Origin of the sequence: Bradyrhizobium sp. HKCCYLS3013 (genome assembly GCF_051167615.1) — a bacterium.
In the GTDB taxonomy this organism is placed as follows: Bacteria; Pseudomonadota; Alphaproteobacteria; order Rhizobiales; family Xanthobacteraceae; genus Bradyrhizobium.
On the sequence record NZ_JBNPTK010000020.1, the window covers coordinates 107,822 to 133,718 of the forward strand.

Genomic DNA, 25,897 nt, shown 5'->3' on the forward strand with positions numbered 1-25,897 from the left:
CATTGCGCGTTTTCAGTTGACGTCACGTCCATCAACCGAAGTATGTAGCCGATGCTAAAACCCAATCTAGACGTTTCCGAGATGTTTGTGGAGCGGCAAGCGCAGCGCAGCACGATGCACTCTCGGCATCTGAACGAGCAGCTTGTCCGCGTTCTCAAAACGATTGGATATGATGTTGGGTTCCAGAAGGGACAAGGGCAATATCTCTACGATCGTGATGGGGCCCGTTATCTTGACCTGCTCAGCGGTTTTGGCGTCTTTGCAATCGGCCGCAATCATCCGACACTGCGCGCCGCGCTGAAAAGCGTCCTCGACACCGACCTGCCGAATCTCGTTCAGCTCGACGTCTCGACCTTGGCGGGCGTTCTTGCCGAGCGGCTGCTGGAATATGTCCCGTATCTGGACAAGGTGTTCTTCGCCAATTCCGGCGCCGAGACCGTGGAAGCCGCGATCAAATTCGCGCGTGGCGCGACCGGCCGGCCCGGCATCGTCTATTGCGGGCACTCCTATCACGGTCTCACCTATGGCGCGCTGTCGCTGACCGATGATTCGAACTTCCGCAACGGCTTCGAGCCGCTGCTGCCGGGCTGCACGGCGATCCCCTTCAACGATCTCGCCGCGCTCGAGCAGGCGCTGTCGTCGCGCGAGATCGCAGCCTTCATCGTCGAGCCGATCCAGGGCAAGGGCGTCAACATGCCCTCCGACGAGTTCCTGCCGGGTGCCGCTGCGCTCTGCAAGAAATACGGCACCATCTTCATCGCCGACGAGATCCAGACCGGCATGGGACGCACCGGCCGGTTCCTCGCGGTGGAACACTGGAATGTCGAGCCCGACATGGTGCTGCTGTCGAAGGCGCTGTCCGGCGGCCATGTCCCGGTCGGCGCGCTGCTGACGCGCAAGCAGATCTTCGACAAGATCTTCAACCGCATGGACCGCGCCGTCGTGCACGGCTCGACCTTCGCCAAGAACGATCTCGCGATGGCCGCCGGCATTGCCACGCTCGAGGTGATGAAGGCCGAGAAGCTGGTCGAGGCCGCCGCCAAGCGCGGCGCCGAGCTGCGGCTGGCGCTGACGCGGATGGTGCCGGGCTACGAGCTGCTCAAGGAAGTCCGCGGCAAGGGGCTGATGATCGGCGTCGAGTTCGGTCCGCCGAAATCGCTGCGCCTCAAGGCGTCGTGGACCATGCTGGAGAGCGCCAACAAGGGCCTGTTCTGCCAGCTCATCACGGTGCCGCTGTTCAAGGATCACAAGATCCTGACCCAGGTCGCCGGTCACGGCCTGCACACGATCAAGCTGCTGCCGCCGCTGACCATCACCGAGGAGGACTGCGCCTGGATCGAGCGCGCCTTCGACGACGTCATCGCGCAGAGCCACAAGGTCCCCGGCGCGATCTGGTCGCTCGGCAAGACCCTGGTCGACAACGCCATCCGCAAATCGGCGTGAGCTGACGAACATGTAGGGTGGGCAAAGGCGCGACGCGCCGTGCCCACCATCTCGATCCTCGCAGGACCTTTGGTGGGGCACGCTACGCTTTGCCCGCCCTACGAAGGGCTTGTCATGGCGAGCGAAGCAATCCAGCCTTCCTTCGCGCCTCGGGATTGCGTCGCTTCGCCCGCAATGACGGAGCGCGCGAGAGCGACTCAGCTGCTCCCACCCATCTTCCGCTCGAACCGCTCGCCGAACTCCTCGAGCTCGTCGCCGCCGATATCGCTGATCGCCCAATAGCTGAGGCCGCGGTCGCGCCAACTCCTGATATTGAAGCCCTGGATCGTGTCCATCCGTGCGGCGCGGCGCTCGGTGGACGAGGTCTGCGCCACGAACAGATTGATGACGTGCTGGCGGCGGCGATAGACCACCGCGCCGATCGGGCGGGCATCGACATAATCGAGCCGCCCGCCGATCAGGGTGAATCCCTCAGCGGTGAGGTCGATCACCGGCGGCGCCACGTCGAGCCTGCCGTTGAACCAGGGCTTGACGGTGTGCTGGTCGGTCGAGATCACGTCGGTCAGGTGGCCCGCCTGCAGCGAGCGCAGATGCGCCGAGACGATCTCGGCCTCGATCCGCTGCTGGTCGTCATTGCGCAGCACGATGGCGACGAGACCGGTGGCGGCCAGCGCCGACACGGCCGAGCCCATCGCAAAGCCCTTCAGCAGCGAGCGGCGGCTCGGCCGGACGGCAAACGGAGTAACGACGGCCGCCTCAGCCGCCGGCAGGGCGGCTTCGATGCGCTGGCGCAAGGCGACGGGCGCCGCGTAGCCGAGGTCGGCGCCGGCCAGCACCTGCTTCATCTCCCGGATTCCAGCGAGCTCCGCAGCGCAGCGCGGGCAGGTCGCGACATGGGCTTCGACCTCGAGAGCGTGGCCGGCGTCGAGCTCGCCATCGGCCAGCGCGTGGATCAGGATCTCGGCTTCATCGCAGGTCATGGCTAGAGCTCCTCCTGCGCGAGCCAGGCGGCGCGCAGCATCGCGCGGGCGCGGGCGAGACGCGACATCACGGTGCCGACCGGCACGTCGGCGGCCTCCGCGATCTCGCGATAGGACAGATTGTTGACCTCGCGCAGCACGAACGTCTCGCGGAACGGCTCGGCCAGCGTGTCGATCATTCGCCGGATCGCCGAGGCATCGCGCTCGCGCAGCACGGCGCCTTCCGGCGTCTCGGTGCTCTCCTGCCACAGCGGCGGCTGCTCGGCCGCTTCGGGCGCATCGTCGAGCGCCTTGACCGGCGCGCCGGCGCGGCGCGCGAATTCGGCGTGGCAGACATTGCGCAGGATCGCGAACAGCCACGGCTTCATCGCCGGACCACGGTAGGTGTCGAAATGCTTCAGCGCGCGCAGGTAGCATTCCTGCACCGCGTCCTCCGCGTCGGCGGCGTTGCGCAGCAGATAGCGCGCCAGCGTGTAGACATCGTCGAGATGCGGCAGTGCCGCCTCGCGGAAGCGTCGCGCCCTCTCGGGATCGTCACTGGCTGTCGTCACCGGCGTGGTCTCCGGCCCGGTTCGCGGTCGCACGGCGCGGCCGGCGCTACGCCGCCGACCGGTCCATGCGACGATGCTCATGCCCTGGTTCGCGATGCTACTCAACCTTGACCAGCCCCGTCATGTGCGGATGCAGCGAACAGAAATATTTGTAGTCGCCGGCGGCTGCGAAGGTGAAGGAGAAGCTGTCGTCGGTATCGAGCGTTTTCGACCGGTATTTCCCGGCCGACACCACCGTGTGCGGGATGTCGTCGTGGTTGGTCCAGGTGACGGTGTCGCCGACCTTCACCGTCACCGCGGCCGGGGTGAAGGTGAAGTTGTCGATCGTGACCTTGATGGTCTCGGCGCGCAGCGGCGTGGCGAGAAGCAGCGCGGCGGCGAGGCAGGCGCCGCGAACAACGGACTGGCTCATCGTGTCTGTCCCTCAGCCGGCCAGCGGCGTGTCGATGATGGCGAGCCGCTCGGATCCGACCTTGAAGTCGATGCTGGCGATACCGAGCAGGCTGCGCAGCCTTGCGTCCTCGACCTTCATCGGGCCGGGCGAGGGCGCCGTGCCCGGCGCCGGCTGCGGAAAGGCGGTCGAGCGCGCGGTGTGGAAGGTGACGTTACCCTCGACCTTCTGCATCACCTGATGAATATGGCCGTTCAGCACCGTCACCGAGCCGAACCCCTTCAGGCTGTCCAGCGCGCGGCCGCCATCCTCGGTGCCCCAGCCCCATTCCGGATATACGGTCCACAACGGGATGTGCGCGAACACGACGACCGGGGTCGATTTGGAGCGGCCCTTGAGATCCTGCTCCAGCCAGGCGAGCTGCTCGGCGCCGAGATTGCCGAGCCCGCCGGCCTTGAGATCGACCACGTTGACCAGCCCGATGAAGTGTACGCCATTGGCGTCGAACGAATACCAGCCGGAGCCGCGCGTGCCCTTGCCGTAGCGCTCCTTGTAGAGCTTGACGTCCTCGTCGAGGAAGTCGTGCTCGCCGGGCACGTAGTGCACGTCGAGCCGCGTCTGCGAGATGATGCGATCGGCGTCGTCGAACTCGGCCGCCTTCGACAGATGCGAGATGTCGCCGGTGTGGATCATGAAGGACGGCTTCACCGGCATCGCCTTGATGCGGTTGACGGCCTCCTCGAGCGTGCCGAGCGCGTTGGGATTGGCCGGCTTGTCGAAGCCGACATGGCTGTCGCTGATCTGCAGGAAGGTCAGGCCGGAGGCGGGCTGCTCGGCCGCCCGCGCGGCGTCGACCAGGCCGAGCGAACGCGGCACGCCGCCCGACAGCGTCCAGAGCACGCCGGTGCCTGCCCACGTCATGCACTCCAGCACCTTGCGACGGCTGACGCCGTTCTCGTCGTGATCACCAAGGCTCATCGTCATCTCCCGTTGCCCGTCATCGGGCTTGCGGGTGAGAAGAGCGATGGCGGCCCGGTTTTATTCCCGGCTTCTCGCGATCGAAACGCGATGACGTGTTCGTGATCATGCCGGCCATGGCCGGCGGCTCACCTGCTCGCGCAGGATGTCGGAGCAGGGCCGCGCGAAATATACAAGCGGCGTGCGCCGCCGAAGGGCGGCTGATGGAATGGATGCGACGTCGATGCATGAGCGCGTGATCCCCAACCTGCAACGAACCGAGCTGTCTGCCGATCGGATCGTGCCGCTCGATCGCGCCAGGACGTTCATCACGCTCTCGGTCGTGCTCTATCACTCCGCCATCAACTACACCCATTTCGGCCAGGGCGGCGACCGCATGCACTGGCTCGGCTTCGACCTCGTCGCGCTGTTCAACGACAGCTACTTCATGTCGTGCATGTTCTTCATCTCCGGCCTGTTCGTGCCGGCAAGCCTGGCGGGCCGGGGCGCGTCGGACTATGTCGGGCGCCGCGCGCTGCGGCTCGGCGTGCCCTACATCGTGTCGATCCTCGTGATCATGCCGATCGCCTATTACCGATACTACGTGGCCGAGGATCAGTTCGCCGCGGTGTGGTGGCGCATGATCAGCGAAGGGCCGTGGCCGTCCGGCTCGGCCTGGTTTCTCGGCGTGCTGCTGGGGTTTGATATACTGGCTGCGCTCGTCTGCGTCCTGGCGCCGCAGGCGATCGGCGCAGTCGGGCGCTGGGCCGGGACGTTGCTGCACTATCCGCTCACTGGCTTCCTGATCTTCCTCGTGATCGCCAACCTGGCCTATCTGCCGCCGCATCTCGGCTTCGGTGACGGTTTCTGGTTCATGCCCGGACATTTTCCGCTGCCGCTGCAGGCGAGCCGGGTGCTGCTCTATCCGGCCTTCTTCGTCGGCGGCGTCGCGATCGGTGCCGCCGGGCTGCGAGCGGGCCCGTTCGCGGCCGACGGCGCGCTGGTGCGGCGCTGGTGGATCTGGTTCGGTCTTTCCTATGGCTGCTATGGCGCGATCCTGTTGCTGGCCTACGCCCATCACAACTGGATCGCCGACTTCGACTCGCCGCCGCTATGGTGGCGTGCGGCCTATGGCAGCGCCGTGGCAAGCTTCTGTGCTGCGATGGCGTTCGGCGTGCCGACCTTCTTCCTGCGCTGGGCGAAGGCGCCGCTGGCGCTGATGGATCGCCTGCAGCCGTCGGCCTACGGCATCTATCTGCTGCACTTCCTGCCGCTGCTGTGGCTGCAATATCTGGTCTACGACCCGGCGTGGCCGGCGGGAGTGAAGTTCGCGATCGTGCTGGCGGGCACGCTGTCGGTGAGCTGGCTGGCGACTGTGCTGTTGCGCCGAATCCCGTTGGTGGCGCGGATCGTCTGATCCGTTGCGCGCGGCGGTGGCTGCCGTCGAACTCGTTACGGTGACACTTGGCGTCAATAAGACGAGGCGCGGTGCGGGTGAATGCGCCCTCTCCTCTTGTGGGCCCCTTGTGGGAGAGGGCATGTAGGACAGTGCAGCAAGCTCGGTTGGGTGAGGGGTATGCCTCAACGAGCGTCGCTCGCCGAGATATACCCTCACCCAACCGCGCGCGTGGATAGGCCGAAGATGCCTTCTCTCACAAGGGGAGAGGGCGCTGTATCGTACAGCGCCCTGTGTCAACGCCATCGATGCCGATGGTGAGAATTGCGCGCGCGAGTTCGGCGCAAAACGAGCGGGATCGCATGCGCGCGCTTCACCGCCCATCCTCCAGGATCATCATCGCCGCCTTCTCTGCGATCATCGCGGTCGGCGTGTTGGTGTTGCCCGAGGTGATGGTCGGCATGATCGAGGCGTCGGCGATGCGCAGGCGGTCGATGCCGCGGAAGCGCAGCCGCTCGTCGACCACGGCCATCGGATCATCGGGGGAGCCCATCTTCGCCGTGCCTACGGGGTGGAAGATGGTGGTGCCGATGTCGCCGGCGGCCTTGGCGAGCGCCGCGTCGTCATCGCCGACCGATGGGCCGGGCAGATATTCTTCCGGCCTGTAGGCGGCGAGCGCATTCTGTTTCATCAGCCGGCGGGTGACGCGGATGGCGTCGGCCGCGACCTGGCGGTCGTCCTCGGTCGCCAGATAGTTCGGCGCGATCGATGGCGCTTCATCGATTGCTGCGGAGCGGATGCGGACGCTGCCGCGCGAGGTCGGACGCAAATTGCAGGCGCTGACCGTGATCGCGGGAAAGCGATGCAGGGGATCGCCGAACTTGTCGAGCGACAGCGGCTGCACGTGGAATTGGATGTTGGCGCGGTCGCGCGTCGCATCCGAGCGCGTGAAGATGCCGAGCTGCGACGGCGCCATGGTCAGCGGCCCGCGGCGCCGGAACGCGTAGTCGAGACCCATCAGGCCGCGGCGGACCAGCGAGTAGTAGGTCTCGTTCAGCGTCTTCACGCCCGTGACCTTGTAGATCGCGCGCTGCTGCAGATGGTCCTGCAGGTTGCGTCCCACGCCCGGTCTGTCGAGGACGAGGTCGATGCCGAGCGCGCCGAGCCACTCGGCCGGGCCGATGCCCGAGCGCTGCAGCACCTGCACCGAGCCGATCGAGCCGGCGCTGAGGATAACCTCGCCCCTGGTGCGGGCCTCGATGGTCTCGCCGTTCTGCCGGAAGCGCACGCCGGCGGCGCGGCCGTTCTCGATGATCAGGCGATCCACCATCACCTGCGTTTCCAGCCGCAGGTTCGGCCGGCTCAGCGCCGGCTTGAGGAAGCCCCGCGCGGAGGACCAGCGCCGGCCGCGCTTCTGGTTGACGTGGAAATAGCTGATGCCCTCATTGTCGCCGGTGTTGAAGTCGGGGATGCGGCGCAGGCCCATCTGCTCGGCGGCGTCGCCGACCGCGTCGAGCACCGCCCAGGACAGCCGGGGCGCCTCGATCCGCCAGCCGCCGCCGACGCCATGGTGTTCGCTTTCGCCGAGAAAATGATCCTCCAGCTTCCGGAACACCGGCAGCACGTCGGCATAGCTCCAGCCGGCGAGGCCGAGCTGGCGCCAATGGTCGTAGTCGGCGGCCTGGCCGCGCATCGAGATCATGGCGTTGATCGCCGAGCAGCCGCCGATCACCTTGCCGCGGGGGTAGGCCAGCGAGCGGCCATTGAGGCCCGGCTCGGCCTCGGTGCGAAACATCCAGTCGGAGCGCGGATTGCCGATCGCGAAGAGGTAGCCGACCGGAATATGGAACCAGATCCAGTTGTCGTTGCCGCCTGCCTCGAGAATCAGGACGCGGGCCTTGGGATCGGCCGACAGCCGGTTGGCGAGGATGCAGCCGGCGGTGCCGGCGCCCACCACGATATAGTCGTAATCCCCCTCGAGCTGTCTCGGCATCGGCATTCCCTTCCCATCGTTGCGAGCTTTTAGTCAGCCCGGACCGGCCCGGACAAGCGCCACGTTCATGGCTGGTTGACCGAGCCATGAGACGGGCGCAGCCCTTATCTTGGGCGGTGCGACTTTTGCATGCTAAACAGGCGCAAAGTCCCACCGGAGTTACGAGATTCCCCATGCCCATCGTCAACCGCGTCGCCGATCTGCAGCCCGATATCCAGGCCTGGAGGCGGGATATCCATTCGCATCCGGAGCTGCTCTACGACGTGCATCGGACGGCGGCCTTCGTCGCGGATCGGCTGCGCGAGTTCGGCTGTGACGAGGTCGTGACCGGCCTCGGCCAAACCGGCGTGGTCGGGGTCATCAAGGGCCGCAAGCCCGGCCATGGCGAGGTGAAGGTGCTCGGACTGCGCGCCGACATGGACGCGCTGCCGATCGTGGAGGCGACCGGACTGCCCTATGCCTCGAAGACCCCGGGCATGATGCATGCCTGCGGCCATGACGGCCATACGGCGATGCTGCTCGGCGCCGCGCGCTATCTGGCGGAGACCCGCAACTTCGCCGGCGAGGTCGCGGTGATCTTCCAGCCGGCCGAGGAGGGCGGCGGCGGCGCGGACGCGATGATCAAGGACGGGCTGATCGACCGCTTCAAGATCGACCAGGTCTACGGCATGCACAACGGGCCCGGCCTGCCGGTCGGCGCCTTCGCCATCCGCCAGGGGGCGCTGATGGCGTCGACCGACGCGATCGACATCACCATCGAGGGTCATGGCGGTCATGCCGCCAAGCCGCACAATTGCATCGACTCGCTCCTGGTCGGCGCCCAGCTCGTCACCGCGCTGCAGCAGATCGTGTCGCGCAGCGTCGATCCGCTGGAGGCCGCGGTGCTGTCGATCTGCGAGTTCCACGCCGGCAATGCCCGCAACGTGATTCCGCAGAGCGCGGTGCTGCGCGGCACCGTGCGGACGCTGACGCCGAAGGTGCGTGAGCTGATGGAGAAGCGGGTGCGCGAGGTCGTGACCGGCGTCGCCCAGATGACCGGCGCCAGGATCGACCTGAACTATGCGCGCGGCTATCCCGTTGTGATCAATCACGCCGAGCAGACCGAGATCGCGATCCGCGCCGCCAAGGAGGTCGCGGGCGACGCCAACGTCCACGAAATGCCGCCGATGATGGGCGGCGAGGACTTCGCCTACATGCTCGAGGCGCGTCCGGGCGCCTTCATCTTCGTCGGCAATGGCGACAGCGCCGGCCTGCATCACCCCGCGTACAATTTCAACGACGAGGCGATCGTCTACGGCACCTCGTTCTTCATCAAGGTGGTGGAGAACACGCTGGCGGCGTGAGGCCGGCGATCAGGCGACAGAGTGGATCGGCAGGCTCGCGCATGAGCGCGGGCCTTTTGCTTGGGCTATGCACGTTGGGTTCCAGACCTTGGACGGACCTGCTGCGTGTGCGCTGCGGTGAAGCGAGGTGCGACGATATGCCTTGCGATGATATTTGCAGGCGCAAGGCACGCGTCATGCGCAGGCGTTGCAGGCATATGAGGCGATCGCAGCGTGTCCTCCATGCAAGCAATCAACAGGTGTATCGACCCGACTACTCTATTGTGCCTCAAATAGCTTCATGTTAGTTTTTTCCGACTTCGGCGACTGGCTGAGTGTGGACGGCCTGAGCGAAGTGGTTAGCACAGCTACATCGTTGCAAGATCTGTCTGTGTTCCAAGACGAATGTTCCAAGATCTGTGAGTTCAGGGCGCGAGGTCACAGGACTTGTACCGGGACGTTGCTATTTCCTTTCTGAATGAATGGCGGTTCTCAACCGACTGGGAGTTTTAGGAATGGCTGATCGCGATCCGGCGGAAATGCGCAAGAAGGTCGATCTTGCGTTGAAATCCGTAGTAGATTCAGAGATTGCACGTGCCTCTCTGAAGATCGACATCATGGCGGAAGGCGTTCCATTCTCGCGCGGAGCGATCTTCAGCAAGACCAACCCGTTTTCGCGCGGCATCGTCTTCAGCCGCCTCGCGGCGATGGAGCGTCCGGACGAGATGGAACGCGAAATCGCCAACGATCCTGCGGTCCTGGGGGCTCTTGCTGAGCGCCTCACGCAGGTGCGGGCTGTGAAGGACCTCAAGGGGCAGTTCAACGTGTCCCAGGCGCCGGCCGCGTCGACGAAATCGACCAGGTGATCGGATCGATCGTTCGGCTTAGACCCAAGCGAAGCGGGCCTGCCGTGTCGGATCTTGCCGATGTGACCGGTCTTGGCCCGCCCGCCACCTCGCCATTGCGTATGACGGGACTCGGTCGCCGTCGTGCGCATGAGGTTTCCTGATAGCTGCTCTTGATACCGGAATCGGTTGCGGTCCTGCCTCACGGCGGGAAAGCTCGCGGCTGGCTTCGTTGGCGTATTTCCGGAGGCATGCTCGATCATGAGTGACGCGTGGACCTGGCGACCGTCGAAATCTGCCTGGCATGAGAAATTCAACGACAAGATCCTGAGATGGCAGCCGGAGGAGCGCCTCGGCCTCGATGGCGAGCCGCTCAAGGCGTCGCTCATCGAAGCCAATGCGCGCGAAGCGGATTGGCTTCGCCATCCCTGCATGAACTCCATCACCTATGAGGGGCACGACAAGAGTCCGCAGCGCGATCTGCAGGTCGCGATCTGGACGGCCGCGAATGCGCCGACGGCGTCCACGTCGCTGACGGCGCCGGAGCCGCTGACCTTATGGTCTCCAGTCGGAGGCTATCGGATTGAGGCCGGCACGTATGACTTGAACGAACTGGCCGGGCTGCTTCCGATGAAGGAGTGGCCCTACGACATATCGGTCGATGTGGGGTGCCACTCGCTGGGATTTCCGATCCCCGATACCTGGGCCGAGCACGCCGATCTCTCGGCCGACGAGCAGGCCCGGATGATGCGCGAGGTGACGAACGCGCTCGAGATCCTCGTGACCGCCGCAAAGAAGTTTCCCGAGTGCGTGAAGTGGGTGTCCGATGTGACGCGCGTCCTGATTCCCTTGCGCAGCAGCGAGCGATCCTATTTCCGCAGCGGATCGCAGGCCGATGTGCCCGGCATGGTCTATGCCGATCTGTTCGGCGGGCTGATGCAGGTGATGGAGGCCATCGTCCACGAATCCGCGCATCTGCATCTGTTCATGGCGGAGGCCTCTGGACCCCTGGTGGATCCGCAGCACCAGGGCCGCTACGCATCGCCGCTGCGACCGGAGCCGCGGCCCCTGCGCGGGATCCTGCTGGCGTTTCACGCCATCGCCTACATCTGTGCCTTCTATCGCGAGGCCGAGAAGCAGGGGTTTGGCGGATCGGCCGAGTATGATGCCGAGCTTGCCAACATGCTGACCAAGCTCAAGGAGGCGCAGGTCGTATTGGGTGATGCCCGACAGTTCCTGACCGAGGATGGCCGCATCTTCGTCGATCGCACCGCCGAGATAGCCTACCAATGAAGGACGGTCCGCATCTTCACTTCGTGTTCAAGGTCGCGTCGCGTTGCAATCTGAACTGCTCCTATTGCTACGTCTACAACAAGGGCGACAGCACCTGGAAAGAGCGCCCCGCGATCATGGACGATGAGGTCGTCGAGATCGCGATCGACCGCATCCGCCGCCATTGCCTGGCCACAGGCCAGACCTATCTGACGATCACCTTTCATGGCGGCGAGCCGTGCCTGGTGAAGCATGAGCGGTTCAGCTCCTGGTGCCAGAAGATCAAGGACGGGCTGGCGGGCGTCGCGCGGGTGCAGCTCTGCATGCAGACCAACGGCACGCTGCTCGACGATGGCTGGGCCGAGATCATCAAGAGGTTCGACATCGATCTCGGGATCAGCATCGACGGAACGCCGGACGTGCATGATGCCCTGCGTGTCGATCATGCCGGGCGGGGCTCCTATCACGACGTCGAACAGGGCCTTTCGGTGCTGCGCCGCGCCGGGATTCCGCTGCGCTTCCTGTCGGTGATCCAGCTCGGGGCCAGCGGCGCCGCGGTGCATCGCCATCTGACGAGCCTGGGCCCGGCCTCCATCGACTATCTGCTGCCGGATTTCACCCATGACACCATCGCGGCGGTTCGCGACCGCTATGGGCCGACGCCCTGTGCCGATTTCCTGATCCCGATCTTCGAGGATTGGTGGCGGGAGGGCACGCTGGATCTCCGGATCAAGATTTTCTGGAATATCGCCTGGCTGGTTCAGGGCGGGGAGAGCCGCATCGACATGCTCGGCAACCAGCCGCTGACCTTCCTGTTCGTCAACACCGATGGCGAGATCGAAGGGCTGGATGTGCTGCGGGTCTGCTACGACGGTGCCGCGCGCACCGGCCTGAATGTGCGGACCTCCGACTTCATGGACGTCCAGCACGCCGGCGCGTTTCACCGCGCGGCGGTGTTCGAGGGCCTGCCGCTGCCCGACGGCTGCCGCGCCTGCCGCGAGCGCGACACCTGTGCCGGCGGCTATCTTCCGCATCGCTATGCGTCGCAGACCGGCTTCAACAATCCGACGGTGTGGTGCGCCGATCTCCTGAAACTGTTCGATCATGTCCGTGAACGGCTGGGGACGTCGGTGGAAGAAACGAAGCTCCGCCGGGCCCATTTCATCGACATGGCGCTGCAGCGGGCGGTGGGGCTGCAGCAGGAGTTGCCGGCCATCGGCTGAGGCGGGACCTCGATCGCCGTCTCATGAGCGATCGCGCCGGGGCCTGCGGTCGGGCGGCACGGTGGAGAGTGGAATGCGGAAGCGGAAGGAGTGCGCACGATGACGATCACCCGGATGCCCGATATTCTGCGCTGGGACGATTACGACGCGGTGTGCGACGGCGTGCTTGCCAGCTATGGCGATCGGCTCGCGCAGAAGCTGGGCGAGGCCGTGGGCGAGATCTGCCGCGACGATCCCGCGGGCGGGGACGAGCTGCGCAGCATGATGGATCGCGTCGCGGACGATGGCTTCATGCGGGTTCTCGATGCTCCCGAGACCTCGTTCCGTCTGTTGTCGGCGCCGGGCCGGCACGCCGAGGACAAGGGACGATTTCTGCGCGATGCGTTCGTGGCCGAGGCGTTGCGCCAGGAGCTCGACGTCGCCGCCGACCGGGACGTGTGGACCGCGCTCGGCGACCGCGGCTATCTGCGTGACGGCGCCTGCATCTGGCCCCAGGTCGAGGGCATGCCGGTGACCGATTACGGCAGCCCGCATGCGCTCAGGGTGGACCTGTCCGGCCAGGACCGGCCGGTCCCGCCGCCGCGCCCGCCGTTCTCGGACAGCGAAATCGACCGGCTGCACGATCTGCTGCGCCGGTCGCGGGCGGCGCTCGAACGGACCGAGGCGGGGCTTCCCCGCTTCGTCGCCCGCTTCAACATCGCCCTCATCCTGCAGAAGGATCCGGAGAGCCCGGCCAGCTTCTCGTCGGGATCGAACGGCTATTACATCGGCCGAACCTTCCTCGCCAATCCGCACCTTCCCGAGATCGACGAATCCCACGTCGCCGATGCGCTGGTCCATGAGGGCATCCACGCGCTGCTCTACATGCAGGAGCAGGAACAGCCCTGGTTTCTCGATTCGACGGCGAAGGGGTCGCTGCCGCGCATCACCTCGCCCTGGAGCGGCAGCCGGCTGCCGTTTCCGTCGTTCCTGCAGGCCTGTTTCGTCTGGTACGGCCTGCTGCATTTCTGGAGCCGGGCGATGCAGTCCGGCGCGTTCGAGCAGGGCGTCGCAATCAAGCGCATCCAGCTCTGCCTGCGCGGCTTCTGCAAGCAGCCGCTGCTCGACAGCATCGCGGGGTTCACGTCGGTGGTCGACGCCGATGTGCAGAAGACCATCGAGGAGATGCAGAACGTCGTCGTCGGCGCTTTCGCCGATGTCCGCCATGCAGGCTGATGCGACGACGACGTCGGTGACGGTTGAGTGCGGAGGCTGCGGATGGGGAGTGGAACGGCACTGCATCGGGATCGTCTGGCGCGTCCGGTCCAGAAGAGCTTTCGATCGGGAACGCAGCGGTCGGTGCCGCCGTCGCAGACTGTGGAGCGGGTGCGTCCTTACCTCGCCGAGATGGGGATCACGCGGGTGGCCGACGTCACCGGCCTCGACCGGGTCGGCATTCCCGTCACCATGGTCTGCCGGCCGAACTCGCGCTCGGTCTCGGTGTCGCAGGGCAAGGGGTTGACCCTGGACGCCGCGAAGGCGTCGGGCCTGATGGAATCGATCGAGCTGTTTCACGCCGAGACGATCACGCTGCCGTTGAAGCTTGCGACCTATGCCGAGCTGATCCGCGACCATGACGTGGTCGACGTCGCCGACCTGCCGCTGATCGCCGGCGGCCGCTTCCATCCGGATCTGCAGATGCTGTGGATCGAAGGCCGCGATCTGATTGCGGATGCCGATGTCTGGGTGCCGTTCGAGATGGTGAACCTCTCGACATCGCGCCCCGAAATGCCGGCCGGCAGCTTCATCTCGTCGTCGAACGGCTTGGCGTCCGGCAACCACCTGATCGAGGCGCTGCTGCACGGCATCTGCGAGGTCGTGGAGCGCGATGCGACCACGCTCTGGCACCTGCGCAGTCCGGACGAGCAGCAGGGCCGGCGCATCGCGCTCGACACGGTTCAGGACGAAGGCAACAGGCGGCTGCTGGAGATGTGCGAGCGTGCGGGCCTCGAGGTGGTGGCGTGGGACATCAGCTCCGATGTCGGGCTCGCCGCCTGCCAGTGCCTGATCTTCGATCGTGACGAGGAGCTGGGGCGGGATCTCTATGCTGCGTTGGGCATGGGCGCGCATCTATCGCCGGAGATCGCCTTCCTGCGCGCGCTGACCGAAGCGGCGCAGAGCCGGCTGACGCTGATCGCGGGGGCGCGCGACGACGTGTTTCGCGAGGAATATGACGAGACGGCGCTGGCCGCGCAGTTTCTCGGCGAGCAGCGGGCGTTGCTGCGAACCAGCCCGCCGACGCGAAGCCTGCGCGAAACGCCGTCGCTGGCCTCGGAGACGTTCAACGACGACCTCGCCGTGGTTCTCGATCGGCTGCAATCCGCCGGTGTCCGACAGGTGATCGCGGTCGATCTCACCAAGAGCAGGTTCGAGATCCCCGTGGCGAGGGTCGTCATTCCAGGGCTAGAGACCTTCGACAAGAATCCGGACTACAGCCCGGGGCGGAGGGCGCGGGCCTTCGCCGATGATCAGCTCTCGCGGCGCCAGCCATCGGGGCATCCGCTATGACATGCATCGTGTTCACCGGGCCGACGCTGCATCCGCGCGACGCCGCGCTCGAATTGGAGGCGGAGTATCTCCCGCCGGTGCAGCAGGGCGACGTCTATCGCGCCGCGCTGGCCAAGCCTGCGGCGATCGGGATCATCGACGGCTATTTCGAGCAGGTGCCGTCGGTGTGGCACAAGGAGATCCTGTGGGCGATGGCCAACGGCATCCACGTGTTCGGCAGCGCCAGCATGGGCGCGCTGCGCGCGGCCGAGCTGCACGCGTTCGGCATGGAGGGCGTCGGCAAGGTATTCGCGGCGTATCGCGACGGCGTGTTCGAGGCCGACGACGAGGTCGCCCTGATTCACGGGCCGGCGGAGCTCGGCTTTCCCGCGCTGTCCGAGCCGCTGGTCAACATCCGCTTCACCCTGCAGAAGGCGGTCGCCGCTGGCGTGATCTCGGAGGCGTCCCGTCAGATCCTGGAGGCGCTCGGCAAGGCAAGCTTCTATCCCGAGCGCAGCTACCCGGCGCTGCTGCAGGGCGCGCGGTCCGATGGCCGCCTAACGTCGCAGGAGATCGACGCGCTGGAGGTCTGGCTGCCGGATCACCGCATCGACCAGAAGCGTGACGACGCGCTGGAGATGCTGCGGACGATGCGGCGCCGGTTCGCCGGCGACGTGGTGCCCAAGGCGGTCGATTACGCCTTCGAGCACACGCAGTTGTGGGACGGCCTGATCCAGGACGCACAGCGCTCGGCGGCCGCAGAACGCGAGTCCGGCATCCCGGACGGGACGCCGCAACTGATGGACGAGCTGCGGCTGCTGGCCGCGCGCGGCGGCGACCTGTCCGACAAGGCGATCGCGCGATTTCTCGCCGCATCGGAGGCCAAGCGCCGCGGCGTCAGGGTCGATGCCCAGGCGCTGAGCGCGGAGATCATCCGGTTTCGGCAAAGCAGGGCTCTGATGGACCCGGCCGAGCTCGAGGCATGGATCGCGCGCAACGGCCTGACCCGGTCGGAGTTTCTGGAGCTGATGCTGGACGAGGCGCGCATACGCTCGTTCAGGAAGGGGCTCAACGGCTCGGCCCTGAATGCGCTGGCCGACTGGGCGCGGATCGACGGCCATTTCGAGGATCTGCTGGCGCGCGCACGCGACAAATGCGAGGTGCTGAAGTTGGCGGAGATCGATGGCGGCTGTCCGGCCGATTTCGGCATCAGCGAGGACGAGCTGATGGCGAGATATCTGCCTGCAGTGCCCGATGACGGAGGCCAGGACGAGGCGGAGTTGGCGGGATCGCTCGGGTTTGCGGATCGCGCCGCGCTGATCCAGGCCCTGCTGCGCGAGCACGTCTACACGTCGCGCAAATCCTGACGGACGGCTGCCACGTCGCGCGCCACGCCCGATGGGAGGGAGGCGGTCACGCCGCGTGGGCGCGCCTGAGCGCGGCGGCGGCGATCTTCAGGTCTTGCACGAACAGCTCGTATTCCCGCGCCTTGGCGTCGGCGTCGGGCAGCCGCAAGAGATAGGACGGGTGCACCGTGATCATCGCCTTCGGACCCTCGGGCAGGTCGACGACATGGCCGCGATTCTTGGTGACCTGGGTGATCTTGCCGAACACCGACTGCGCAGCGGTGGCGCCCAGCGCCACGACCAGAGCGGGCCGGACGGCGGCGAGCTCGCGCTCGTACCATTGGCGGCAGGCCTTGATCTCCGGCGTGTTCGGCTTCTGGTGCAGCCGGATCTTGCCGCGCGGCACGAACTTGAAGTGCTTCACCGCATTGGTGACGTAGACCTTGCTGCGATCGATGCCGGCCTCGGCGAGCGCGCGGTCGAGCATCTGGCCGGCCGGGCCGACGAAGGGATGGCCGGCGAGGTCCTCCTTGTCGCCGGGCTGCTCGCCGACCAGCATCAGCGGCGCATGCTCAGGACCTTCGCCGAACACGGTCTGTGTGGCGTCCTTCCACAGCGGACAGGCACGGCAGGACGCGGCTTCTTCACGCAAGGTCTCAAGATCGGCGGCGACAACATCACGTGAGGTCTCAGCAGCAGCATGCGCGTGGGCTTTCGGCTTGCGGGTCATCGCGGTCTCCTCGACGCGCTTCTGTGGCTTGTGCGGTTCGGTGCCAGATTCGGCGATCATCTCGGTGGTGCGCCGGGTGGCAGCCGCGATCAGCGGCTGGATCAGCTTGGCCTCGGGCAGGTTCTGCCAATATTTCTTCGGCATCTCCTTTTCCATTGCCTTCACTTTGAGCCGTGCCGGATTGAAAATGCTGGCATAATAGCGCAGCCACACCTCTTCGAGGCGGTCTTCCGACGGCGCTTCGGCCTTGCTCACACCCGGCGTGAACGAGACGTGGCTGCCGTCCCAATGCGCGCAGATTTCCGGGGTGAGGATCGACCAGGGCATGTCGGCGAAGCGCCGGGCGAAGAACGGCGCGGCGCGCTCGACGATGTGATGCTCCGGCTCGAACCAGGCGACGTAGCGTGACTCGCGCTCGCGGCCGACCTCGCGGAAACGGACGAAGGCGTGCATCTTGTGGACGTCGCGGCGCACCGCGCGCGCCAGCGCATTGGCCTGCGCGACGTCGGGATCGGTCGCGATGTCCATGAGATCGTGGTTGGTCCGCAGACGCCACAGCAGCCGGTAGAGCAGGGTGAAGCGGCTGGGGTCGCCGTGCAGGATCGCGCTTTCAGCCAGGTCCATGAAGCTCGTCGGCACCGAAAACGCGCCCTTGGGCACCTCGGGCAGCTGGGTGTCAGCATGGTCGTCGAACAGATCGGGCGCCGCGCCCTTGACGCGCCAGGTGACATCCGCCGGCCTGACGTCGTTCATCGCCAGCGCCCGCGCCGCCCGGCGCCAGCCGTCGAAATCGGTGTCGCTGTCGAGGGTTACGACGTGCATTTGTCTCCTCACGTCATTGCGAGGACGAAGCAATCCAGAGTCGTCGTGTCGCCCCTGGATCGCGCGTCGCTGCGCTCGCGATGACGGCTTCCGTCAAAATCCAAATCCCAGCTGCTGCGGTTTCGGCCGCAGCCGGGCTCTGAGGCTGGCACCGTCGAGCAAAGACGGAGACGGCCGGTGGTCGGAGAGAACGATGAACGGCAGCGCCTTGTTCCGGACGACGTTGAGCCGGGCGAGATCCGCAAGGCGGATCGTGGTGGTGCGCCGGGTCGCGAGGATGCGCTGCACGGTGCGGGTGCCGAAGCCGGGTACGCGCAGCAGCTCCTCGTGGCTTGCGGTGTTGATGTCGAGCGGGAAGCGGTCGCGGTGGCGCAGCGCCCAGGCAAGCTTGGGGTCGATGTCGAGCGGCAGCATGCCCTCGTTCTCCTCGACGATCTCGTCGGCGTCGAAGCCGTAGAACCGCATCAGCCAGTCGGCCTGGTACAGCCGGTGCTCGCGCACCAGAGGCGGGGCCTGCAGCGGCAGCGCGCGGCTGGCATCGGGGATCGGGCTGAAGGCGGAGTAATACACGCGCTTGAGCTTGTAGGCGCCGTAGAGATTGGCCGAGGTCGACAGGATGACGCGGTCGTTGGCCGCGTCGGCGCCGACGATCATCTGCGTGCTCTGGCCGGCCGGCGCAAAGCGCGGCGGCTTCGCCCGGCGCACCGTCTTCTTGGCTTCCGCCGTTTCGTCGAGCTTCAGCCTGAGACGGCCCATGGTGCGGCGGATCGCGCGCTGGTCCTTCTCCGGCGCGAGCTGCGTCAGGCTCTCTTCCAGCGGCGTCTCGATGTTGATGCTGAGCCGGTCGGCGTAGCGGCCGGCTTCCGCGATCAGCGCCTCGTCGGCTTCGGGAATCGTCTTCAGATGGATGTAGCCGCGGAAGCGATGCTCCTCGCGCAGCTTGCGCGCGACGCTCACGACCTGCTCCATCGTGTAGTCCGGGCTGCGGATGATGCCCGACGACAGGAATAGCCCCTCGATGTAGTTGCGGCGATAGAAGTCGATGGTGAGCTTCACCACCTCGTCGACCGTGAAGCGGGCGCGCGGCACGTTGGAGGAGGCGCGGTTGACGCAATACAGGCAGTCGTAGTTGCAGGCATTGGTCAGCAGAACCTTGAGCAGCGAGATGCAGCGTCCGTCCGGCGCATAGGAATGGCAGATGCCCATGCCGGGCGCGGTCGAGCCGAGACCCTTGCCGTCGCGGGAATCCCGCATCTCAGTACCGCTGGAGGCGCAGGATGCGTCGTACTTGGCGGCATCGGCCAGGATCTCCAGCTTGCGGAGCAGCTCCATACCTTTGAATCCCTTTGATTCCATTCGTTGAATCGTATCCGGGGCAATCCCGATTGACTCTCTCGAAGGCGTTAGCTTTATATTAGAACGTATCATGAACAAAGAGGGTCGTCGCGGGTTCAACTGCCTGCTTCACTTGAGAACGGCAGCGCCCGCACGATGGATTGAAGAGGAGCGGCGACGGATGACCGGCGCACGCATGGATACGCTCGCGCGTCTGCGCGGCCGCATTGCCCGTCTCGAGGCGGGAGATGGCGCACATGATTTGCGCCGGGTCGCGCTCGGCCATGACGCGGCCGATGCGGTGCTGCAGGGTGGGCTCGCCACCGGCGCGCTGCATGAGGTGTTCGCCGAAACCGGCCGCCAGGCGGCGGCCGCGACCGGTTTTCTGTGCGGGCTTGCCGCGCGTGTCGCCGCGCGCCGGCCGCTGATCTGGATCCGGCAGGATTTCGCCGAGCGCGAGATGGGCGCGCTGTCGATGAGCGGGCTTGCCGAGCTCGGCCTCGATCCGTGCCGACTCGTGATCGTGCGCGCGCCCGATCTCGATCACGCCCTGCGCACCGCCGCCGACGCGCTCGCCTGCGATGCGCTGGGCGGTGTGATGCTGGAGGTGTGGGGCGAGACGCAAAAGCTCGATCTCGTCGCCAGCCGCAAGCTGACCCTGGCGGCGCAGGAGTCCGGCGTGACAGCGCTCATGTTGCGCATCGCGGCTGCGCCCGAGCCGTCGACCGCGGAGACGCGCTGGGTGGTGCGCACCGCGCCATCGCCTGCCGTGGCGCCGTGGATGGCGTGGGGCGCACCGCGCCTCGATGCCGAGCTCATTCGCAACCGTCACGGCCAGACCGGACGATGGATCATGGAGTGGACCCCCGATGCATGCCGTTTCAACGAACCGGCGGCGGATCCTCAGCCTGTGGCTGCCGCGCCTGCCCATCGATCGCATCAAGCGCAGCCGCGCCGCCGATCCGCATGATGGCCTTCCGCAGGCCGTCGTCCTCAAGGATGCCAATATGCTGCTGATCCATTCGTTGGACGAGGCGGCGGCGCGTCACGGCGTCAGCCTCGGCCAGCCCTTGGCCAATGCCCGCGCGGTCTGTCCCGATCTCGTCGTGCACGAGGCGGATTTGGCGGCTGATGCAAAGATGCTGGAGGGCATCGCCGACTGGTGCGACCGCTTCACGCCGCTGGTGGCGCTCGATCCCCCGCATGGGCTTTTGCTCGACATCACCGGCTGCGTGCATCTGTTCGGCGGCGAAGCCAGACTGATGCGGTCGGTCTGCGACGCGCTGACCGCGCACGGCCTCATTGTGTCGGCGGCGATCGCCTCCAACGCCGTCTGCGCGCGGACGCTGAACCGGCAGGTGCACGGCCGCATCGTGCCTGATGGCGAGGAGGCGACTGCGGTGGCGCCGCTGCCGGTGGCCGCGCTGGGCGGCAGCGAGGCGATCACGCTCGGCCTGCGCCGCGCCGGCTTGAAGACGATCGGCGACGTCGCGTCGCGCGGCCGCAACGAGATCACCGCGCGGTTCGGCGCCGCTTTCACCCGTGTGCTGGCGCAGGCGCTGGGCGAGGCCGATGCGCCGATCAGCCCGCGAAAGGTCCCTCCGGACTACATCGTCGACAAGCGCTTCGCCGAGCCGGTCGCGACCGACACCGTGATCGCGGCGAGCCTCTCCAGTCTGGCCGCGATGCTGGTGGCGGCGATGGCGCAGCAGGGCAAGGGCGCGCGGCGGCTGGAGGCCTGCTTCTTCCGCACCGATGGGCTGGTGCGCGTCATCGCGGTCGACACCGGCCAGCCGGTCACCGAGGCCGCCGTCATCGACCGGCTGTTTCGCGAACGGCTCGAGGCGCTGAATGATCCGCTCGATCCCGGCTTCGGCTTCGACATGATGCGGCTGTCGGCCAGCCGCAGCGAGATCGTGGTGCAGCAGCAGCGCGATCTCGACGCGCATGTTCATGACAATGATGAGCTCTCGGCCCTGATCGACCGCATCGCCGCGCGCATCGGCGGCAAGCGTGTGGTCGTGCATCTGCCGGTGGATACGCATATTCCGGAGCGCGTAGCGCTGCCGCTGCCAGCGCAGCACCATCTGGCGGCCACCAGCACGGCCGCTTGGCCCGAGCGAAGCAACGGCGAGCCGCCGTTGCGACCTCTGCGGCTGTTCGCGCGCCCCGAGGCGATCCAGGTGATCGCCGGCGTACCGGACGGCCCGCCCGCGCGCTTCGTCTGGCGCCGCGCGGCGCATGCCGTCGTGCGCGCCGAAGGCCCGGAGCGCATCGCGATGGAATGGTGGCGGCCGGACGGGCAGGGCCTCACGCGTGACTATTTCCGCGTCGAGGACGAGCACGGCCTGCGCTTCTGGCTCTACCGCGACGGTCTGTATGACCGCGAGCTCGAGCAGCCGGAGAACGGTTTGCCGATGCAGCCCGCCTGGTACATGCACGGGCTGTTCGCATGAGGGCGGGAGCGATCACACACATCTCGCGGCAAACTCGCTACTTCCCCTTTGGAGAGCAAGTTAACGCACTTGTCTGGAAATTGGATCCGAGCACTTGCAGCGCGGACGGTGCGCTCCCTCTCCCCGTTCTTCACGGGGAGAGGGGTGGGGTGAGGGGCAGCCGCACGGGAAGTGTTCGTGGTGAGACCTGTACCCCCTCACCCGGATTGCATCTGACGATGCAATCCGACCTCTCAGCGCGAGCGCAGCTCGTCGCGCCCCCGCAAGCGGGGCGAGGTGAGGGCCGAGCAAGCCGCAAGATGCGCGCTTACATCATCCCTTTAAGGGTCAGGCATCGTGCCGCCGCCCAGCCTCGGCGATCACCCCATGACCCCTAACCCCTATGCCGAGATCGGCATCACCACCAATTTTTCCTTCCTGCACGGCGGCTCGCATCCGCAGGACTATGTGCATCAGGCCGCCGAGTATCGCCTCACCGCCATCGGCATCGCCGACCACAACACGCTCGCCGGCATCGTCCGCGCCTATAGCGAGCTGAGTAGTGACCGGCTGAGCTGCAAGCCGAAGCTGCTCTACGGCGCACGGCTGGTGTTCACCTGCGGCACGCCGGACATCCTGGTCTATCCGCGCGACCGCGCCGCCTACGGCCGGCTGTGCCAGCTGCTCACCCACGGCAAGCGCGGCAGCGATCTCGACAAGGTCGCCAAGGGCGACTGCCGCCTGAGTTTCGAGGATCTGTTCGAGTTCATCGAAGGCCAGCTCGTGGTGCTGATGCCGCCGCATCGCTTCGACGAGGCTGTGCTCGGCAAAATCCTGGCACGGCTGAAAGACAGCCCCGCCGAAGGCGTGTGGCTGGCCGGCAGCCTGCTGTATCGTGGCGACGACCGCCGCCGGCTGGCGCGGCTCGCGCGCCTTGCGGCTTCCAGCAAAGTGCCGCTGATCGCCACCAACGACGTCCTCTATCATCATCCGCAGCAGCGCATGCTGCAGGATGTGCTCACCTGCATCCGCGAGAAAGCTTCGATCGAGACCATCGGCCGAAGGCTCCAGGCCAATGCCGAGCGCCATCTCAAGCCGGGCCACGAAATGGCGCGGCTGTTCCGTGACCACCCCGACGCTGTGACCGAGACCATCCGTTTCACCGACCGCATCGTCTTCTCGCTCGACCAGCTCAAATACCAATATCCGGACGAGCCGGTGCCTCCCGGCAAGACCGCGCAGGGGCATCTGCAGGATTTGACCTGGGCCGGCGCCAAGACCTGTTTCGGCGACCATCTCGATGACAAGCTGCGCGCTGTTCTCGACAAGGAGCTGGCGCTGATCGCCGAGCTCAACTACGCGCATTACTTCCTCACCGTCCACGACATCGTCCGCTATGCCCGCAGCCAGGGCATCCTGTGCCAGGGCCGCGGCTCCGCGGCGAATTCGGCTGTCTGCTACGTGCTCGGCATCACCTCGGTCGATCCAACCAAGATCGATCTGCTGTTCGAGCGCTTCATCTCCAAGGAGCGGCTGGAGCCGCCGGATATCGACGTCGATTTCGAGCATTCGCGGCGCGAGGAGGTGATGCAATATGTCTATCGCCGCTACGGCCGCCACCGCGCCGCGATCATCGCCACCGTCATCCATTATCGCCCGCGCAGCGCCATCCGCGACGTCGGCAAGGCGCTCGGCCTGACCGAAGACGTCACCTCCGTGCTCGCCGACACCGTGTGGGGCAGTTGGGGCGACGGCCTGTCGGACATGCAGGTGCGCCAGGCCGGGCTCGATCCCGCCAACCCGATGATCCGTCGCGCGGTGGAGCTGGCGGGGGAGCTGATCACCTTTCCGCGCCATCTGTCTCAGCATGTCGGCGGCTACGTGCTGACGCAGGATCGGCTCGACAGCTACGTGCCGATCGGCAATGCCGCGATGGACGACCGCACCTTCATCGAATGGGACAAGGACGACGTCGACGCGCTCAGCATGATGAAGGTCGACGTGCTCGCGCTGGGCATGCTGACCTGCATCCGCAAGAGCTTTGCGCTGATCGAGCAGCATAAGCATATTCATCACGATCTGGCGTCGGTGCCGCGGGAGGATTCCAGAGTCTACGACATGCTGTGCAAGGGCGAGTCGCTCGGCGTGTTCCAGGTCGAGAGCCGGGCGCAGATGAACATGCTGCCGCGGCTGAAGCCGCGCACCTTCTACGACCTCGTGATCGAGGTTGCGATCGTCCGGCCCGGGCCGATCCAGGGCGATATGGTGCATCCGTATCTGCGACGTCGGAACAATCAGGAAAAGGTGACCTATCCGTCGCCGTCGCCCGATCACGGCCCGGCGGACGAACTCTACAAGGTGCTGCACAAGACGCTCGGCGTGCCCTTGTTCCAGGAGCAGGCGATGCGGATCGCGATCGAGGCGGCAAAGTTCTCGCCGGAGGAGGCGAACGGCCTGCGCCGCGCGATGGCGACGTTCCGCAACGTCGGCACCATCGGCTCCTATGAGGAGAAGATGGTCACGAGCATGATCGCGCGCGGCTACGATCCGGCCTTCGCCAAGAGCTGCTTCGACCAGATCAAGGGCTTTGGCTCCTATGGCTTCCCGGAAAGCCACGCCGCGAGTTTCGCCCAGCTCGTCTACGTCTCGTCCTGGCTGAAATGCTTCCATCCCGACGCGTTCTGCTGCGCGCTGCTGAACTCGCAGCCGATGGGATTCTATGCCCCGGCGCAGATCGTCGGCGACGCCCACAAGAACGGCGTCGAGATCCGCAACATCGACGTGTCCCACAGCTTCGCCGACAACACGCTGGAGAACACGAACGACGAATACTGCGCCGTCCGCCTCGGCTTCCGCCAGATCGACGGCTTCCGCTGGATCGACCGCGACGAGGAACGGATCAGGAAATTGTCGGAGAAGATGCGGAGAGAGACGCTGGCTGATTCTACACCTTTATTGCCAGCTGTCTCCTCGGTGTCATTCCGGGCCTGCGCCCAAGAGGGCGCATCCCGGAATGACGGTGGGGATACAGCGGGTGACTCACAAAGACTTGATGCGTTTCGAGGGCTCGACGCTATCGCTTCGCCTTGGAATGGCAACGAGCAACAAATTCACTTGTCACTCCCAAACGACGACCGCGAAGACGACTGGGCCGACCGCATCATCAAGGCCCGCGCCCGCGGACCCTTCACCTCGCTCGAAGACTTCGCCCGCGACACTGCGCTGCCCAAGCGCGCGCTGCTGCTGCTGGCCGATGCCGATGCGTTCCGATCGCTCGGGCTCGACCGTCGCGCCGCGCTCTGGGCCGTGCGCCGGCTGCCCGACGACGTGCCGCTGCCGCTGTTCGAGGCCGCCATCGCCCGCGAGCAGCCGGACGAGGGCGCCAGGCCGCTGCCCGAGATGCCGCTGCCGGAGCACGTCGTCGCGGACTATCAGACCATCCGCCTGTCGTTGAAAGGCCACCCGATGGAGTTCCTGCGCCAGCGCTTCGCTGCCGAAGGCGTGCTGGCCTGCCGCGACGTCAACCACGCCAACGATCGGCGCCGCGTCCGCTGTGCTGGCGTCGTGCTGGTGCGGCAGCGGCCCGGCAGCGCCAAAGGCGTCGTGTTCATGACCCTGGAGGACGAAACCGGCATCGCCAACATCGTGGTTTGGCCGAAGGTGATGGAGACCTTCCGCAAGGAAGTGATGGGTGCGCGCCTCGTGCTGGTCGAAGGCCGCATCCAGAGCAGCCCCGAGAAAGTCGTTCATCTCGTCGCCATCAGCCTGGTCGACCGCAGCGCCGACCTCGCCTTGCTGTCAGACGACCGCCTCGGCGCCGTCCCGCATGGCGCCACGCCCGCCGAGCCGCTCAACGACGACCGCCGCGACCACCCCGACACTCCCTCCCAGCGCGTCAGCCACCCCCGCAACGTCCGCATCCTGCCGCGCTCAAGGGATTTTCATTGAGGTACGGAGAGGTGTTGCCACATGGCTCGCCTAACATGTTGGGCGCGGTGTTTCGTGCGATGCTTCGCATCGCCCGAAGTAACTTCCTCCACCAAGTGCAATGACGATCCGCATCAACGATTGGAATTATCATCGCGGTGTTTGCACGTTGAAAGATCGTGCGCAGTGCAAGTGAATGCGCCCTCTCCCCTTGTGGGAGAGGGCATGTAGGAAGGTGCGGCAAGTTCGGTTGGGTGAGGGGTCTGTCTCATTGGCGCTAACTTACCAAATTAACGCTTGGTATTCTCGTTTTCTTGGCGGCTCTTGGAGATGGCGTTGAATGTTCCGCGCAGCGGCCTGCAACGTTTGCACGTCGGGTTTGGGGATGACGGCGTCGACGAGG

Annotated in this window: 19 protein-coding genes; 12 read left to right on the forward strand and 7 right to left on the reverse strand. The window is 66.1% G+C overall.

The window, feature by feature from the left end:
• The first annotated feature begins 51 nt into the window (after positions 1-51).
• Positions 52-1,443, forward strand: a complete 1,392-nt coding sequence (gene hpnO / locus ACQR1F_RS28070) for an aminobacteriohopanetriol synthase HpnO (RefSeq protein WP_315714885.1) — start codon at positions 52-54, stop codon at positions 1,441-1,443.
• 197 nt (positions 1,444-1,640) lie between these two features.
• Here hpnO and ACQR1F_RS28075 read toward each other — a convergent pair whose 3' ends face one another.
• The 4 genes from ACQR1F_RS28075 to ACQR1F_RS28090 form a co-directional block, all read right to left on the reverse strand.
• Positions 1,641-2,423, reverse strand: a complete 783-nt coding sequence (locus ACQR1F_RS28075; protein ID WP_434914238.1) for an anti-sigma factor family protein — start codon at positions 2,421-2,423, stop codon at positions 1,641-1,643.
• 2 nt (positions 2,424-2,425) lie between these two features.
• On the reverse strand, positions 2,426-2,974 hold the full coding sequence (locus ACQR1F_RS28080) for a sigma-70 family RNA polymerase sigma factor (RefSeq protein WP_316183628.1): 549 nt from the start codon (positions 2,972-2,974) through the stop codon (positions 2,426-2,428).
• A 97-nt stretch (positions 2,975-3,071) separates the two neighbouring features.
• Positions 3,072-3,386 (reverse strand): cupredoxin domain-containing protein, encoded by a 315-nt coding sequence (locus ACQR1F_RS28085; protein ID WP_316218557.1) that lies wholly within the window; start codon positions 3,384-3,386, stop codon positions 3,072-3,074.
• A gap of 12 nt (positions 3,387-3,398) precedes the next feature.
• On the reverse strand, positions 3,399-4,343 hold the full coding sequence (locus ACQR1F_RS28090) for a metallophosphoesterase family protein (RefSeq protein ID WP_315801254.1): 945 nt from the start codon (positions 4,341-4,343) through the stop codon (positions 3,399-3,401).
• A gap of 223 nt (positions 4,344-4,566) precedes the next feature.
• Here ACQR1F_RS28090 and ACQR1F_RS28095 point away from each other — a divergent pair, with 223 nt between their 5' ends.
• Positions 4,567-5,739, forward strand: coding sequence for an acyltransferase family protein (locus ACQR1F_RS28095; RefSeq protein ID WP_434848254.1), 1,173 nt, complete (start codon positions 4,567-4,569; stop codon positions 5,737-5,739).
• Between the two features lie 352 nt (positions 5,740-6,091).
• Here the strand turns inward: ACQR1F_RS28095 and ACQR1F_RS28100 are convergent, their stop codons facing one another.
• Positions 6,092-7,711, reverse strand: coding sequence for a GMC family oxidoreductase (locus tag ACQR1F_RS28100; RefSeq protein ID WP_434914239.1), 1,620 nt, complete (start codon positions 7,709-7,711; stop codon positions 6,092-6,094).
• A 173-nt stretch (positions 7,712-7,884) separates the two neighbouring features.
• Here ACQR1F_RS28100 and ACQR1F_RS28105 point away from each other — a divergent pair, with 173 nt between their 5' ends.
• From ACQR1F_RS28105 to ACQR1F_RS28135, 7 genes are all read left to right on the forward strand, one after another.
• Entirely contained in the window at positions 7,885-9,054 is a 1,170-nt protein-coding gene (locus ACQR1F_RS28105) for a M20 aminoacylase family protein (protein WP_315801251.1), read from the forward strand.
• 494 nt (positions 9,055-9,548) lie between these two features.
• Positions 9,549-9,899, forward strand: a complete 351-nt coding sequence (locus tag ACQR1F_RS28110) for a hypothetical protein (protein ID WP_316183632.1) — start codon at positions 9,549-9,551, stop codon at positions 9,897-9,899.
• Positions 9,900-10,139: 240 nt separating this feature from the next.
• Positions 10,140-11,171 carry an aKG-HExxH-type peptide beta-hydroxylase gene (locus tag ACQR1F_RS28115; RefSeq protein WP_434914241.1) on the forward strand — a complete coding sequence of 344 codons (1,032 nt, stop codon included), beginning with the start codon at positions 10,140-10,142 and terminating at the stop codon, positions 11,169-11,171.
• Complete coding sequence (locus ACQR1F_RS28120) at positions 11,168-12,373, forward strand: radical SAM protein (RefSeq protein WP_434895290.1); 1,206 nt, start codon at positions 11,168-11,170, stop codon at positions 12,371-12,373. Before ACQR1F_RS28115 ends, ACQR1F_RS28120 begins: the two co-directional genes overlap by 4 nt.
• Positions 12,374-12,472: 99 nt before the next feature.
• Entirely contained in the window at positions 12,473-13,588 is a 1,116-nt protein-coding gene (locus ACQR1F_RS28125) for an aKG-HExxH-type peptide beta-hydroxylase (protein WP_316183636.1), read from the forward strand.
• A gap of 42 nt (positions 13,589-13,630) precedes the next feature.
• Positions 13,631-14,920: a YcaO-like family protein gene (locus tag ACQR1F_RS28130; RefSeq protein ID WP_434840200.1), complete on the forward strand. Its 1,290-nt coding sequence runs from the start codon at positions 13,631-13,633 to the stop codon at positions 14,918-14,920.
• Positions 14,917-16,266, forward strand: coding sequence for a TfuA-like protein (locus ACQR1F_RS28135; protein WP_434914242.1), 1,350 nt, complete (start codon positions 14,917-14,919; stop codon positions 16,264-16,266). Before ACQR1F_RS28130 ends, ACQR1F_RS28135 begins: the two co-directional genes overlap by 4 nt.
• 46 nt (positions 16,267-16,312) lie before the next feature.
• On the opposite strand, the gene ACQR1F_RS28140 is transcribed toward ACQR1F_RS28135, so the two are convergent.
• Both ACQR1F_RS28140 and ACQR1F_RS28145 read right to left on the reverse strand, forming a co-directional pair.
• On the reverse strand, positions 16,313-17,797 hold the full coding sequence (locus ACQR1F_RS28140) for a UdgX family uracil-DNA binding protein (protein ID WP_434914243.1): 1,485 nt from the start codon (positions 17,795-17,797) through the stop codon (positions 16,313-16,315).
• A 93-nt stretch (positions 17,798-17,890) separates the two neighbouring features.
• Positions 17,891-19,129: a putative DNA modification/repair radical SAM protein gene (locus ACQR1F_RS28145; RefSeq protein WP_316218568.1), complete on the reverse strand. Its 1,239-nt coding sequence runs from the start codon at positions 19,127-19,129 to the stop codon at positions 17,891-17,893.
• Between the two features lie 184 nt (positions 19,130-19,313).
• Here ACQR1F_RS28145 and ACQR1F_RS28150 point away from each other — a divergent pair, with 184 nt between their 5' ends.
• From ACQR1F_RS28150 to ACQR1F_RS28160, 3 genes are all read left to right on the forward strand, one after another.
• The gene (locus ACQR1F_RS28150; protein WP_316183641.1) at positions 19,314-20,102 is read left to right on the forward strand and encodes an ImuA family protein; all 789 of its coding nucleotides are present in this window, start codon (positions 19,314-19,316) and stop codon (positions 20,100-20,102) included.
• The gene (locus ACQR1F_RS28155) at positions 20,002-21,588 is read left to right on the forward strand and encodes a Y-family DNA polymerase (protein WP_434914244.1); all 1,587 of its coding nucleotides are present in this window, start codon (positions 20,002-20,004) and stop codon (positions 21,586-21,588) included. Before ACQR1F_RS28150 ends, ACQR1F_RS28155 begins: the two co-directional genes overlap by 101 nt.
• 366 nt (positions 21,589-21,954) lie before the next feature.
• Complete coding sequence (locus ACQR1F_RS28160) at positions 21,955-25,515, forward strand: error-prone DNA polymerase (RefSeq protein ID WP_434914245.1); 3,561 nt, start codon at positions 21,955-21,957, stop codon at positions 25,513-25,515.
• Positions 25,516-25,897: the final 382 nt, after the last annotated feature.

Coding starts and splice junctions, on each gene's coding strand:
- hpnO (WP_315714885.1), top strand. CDS start 52: ATGCTAAAACCCAATCTAGACGTTTCCGAGATGTTTGTGGAGCGGCAA.
- ACQR1F_RS28075 (WP_434914238.1), bottom strand. CDS start 2,423: ATGACCTGCGATGAAGCCGAGATCCTGATCCACGCGCTGGCCGATGGC.
- ACQR1F_RS28085 (WP_316218557.1), bottom strand. CDS start 3,386: ATGAGCCAGTCCGTTGTTCGCGGCGCCTGCCTCGCCGCCGCGCTGCTT.
- ACQR1F_RS28090 (WP_315801254.1), bottom strand. CDS start 4,343: ATGAGCCTTGGTGATCACGACGAGAACGGCGTCAGCCGTCGCAAGGTG.
- ACQR1F_RS28095 (WP_434848254.1), top strand. CDS start 4,567: ATGCATGAGCGCGTGATCCCCAACCTGCAACGAACCGAGCTGTCTGCC.
- ACQR1F_RS28100 (WP_434914239.1), bottom strand. CDS start 7,711: ATGCCGAGACAGCTCGAGGGGGATTACGACTATATCGTGGTGGGCGCC.
- ACQR1F_RS28105 (WP_315801251.1), top strand. CDS start 7,885: ATGCCCATCGTCAACCGCGTCGCCGATCTGCAGCCCGATATCCAGGCC.
- ACQR1F_RS28110 (WP_316183632.1), top strand. CDS start 9,549: ATGGCTGATCGCGATCCGGCGGAAATGCGCAAGAAGGTCGATCTTGCG.
- ACQR1F_RS28115 (WP_434914241.1), top strand. CDS start 10,140: ATGAGTGACGCGTGGACCTGGCGACCGTCGAAATCTGCCTGGCATGAG.
- ACQR1F_RS28120 (WP_434895290.1), top strand. CDS start 11,168: ATGAAGGACGGTCCGCATCTTCACTTCGTGTTCAAGGTCGCGTCGCGT.
- ACQR1F_RS28125 (WP_316183636.1), top strand. CDS start 12,473: ATGACGATCACCCGGATGCCCGATATTCTGCGCTGGGACGATTACGAC.
- ACQR1F_RS28130 (WP_434840200.1), top strand. CDS start 13,631: ATGGGGAGTGGAACGGCACTGCATCGGGATCGTCTGGCGCGTCCGGTC.
- ACQR1F_RS28135 (WP_434914242.1), top strand. CDS start 14,917: ATGACATGCATCGTGTTCACCGGGCCGACGCTGCATCCGCGCGACGCC.
- ACQR1F_RS28140 (WP_434914243.1), bottom strand. CDS start 17,797: ATGCACGTCGTAACCCTCGACAGCGACACCGATTTCGACGGCTGGCGC.
- ACQR1F_RS28145 (WP_316218568.1), bottom strand. CDS start 19,129: ATGGAGCTGCTCCGCAAGCTGGAGATCCTGGCCGATGCCGCCAAGTAC.
- ACQR1F_RS28150 (WP_316183641.1), top strand. CDS start 19,314: ATGACCGGCGCACGCATGGATACGCTCGCGCGTCTGCGCGGCCGCATT.
- ACQR1F_RS28155 (WP_434914244.1), top strand. CDS start 20,002: ATGCATGCCGTTTCAACGAACCGGCGGCGGATCCTCAGCCTGTGGCTG.
- ACQR1F_RS28160 (WP_434914245.1), top strand. CDS start 21,955: ATGACCCCTAACCCCTATGCCGAGATCGGCATCACCACCAATTTTTCC.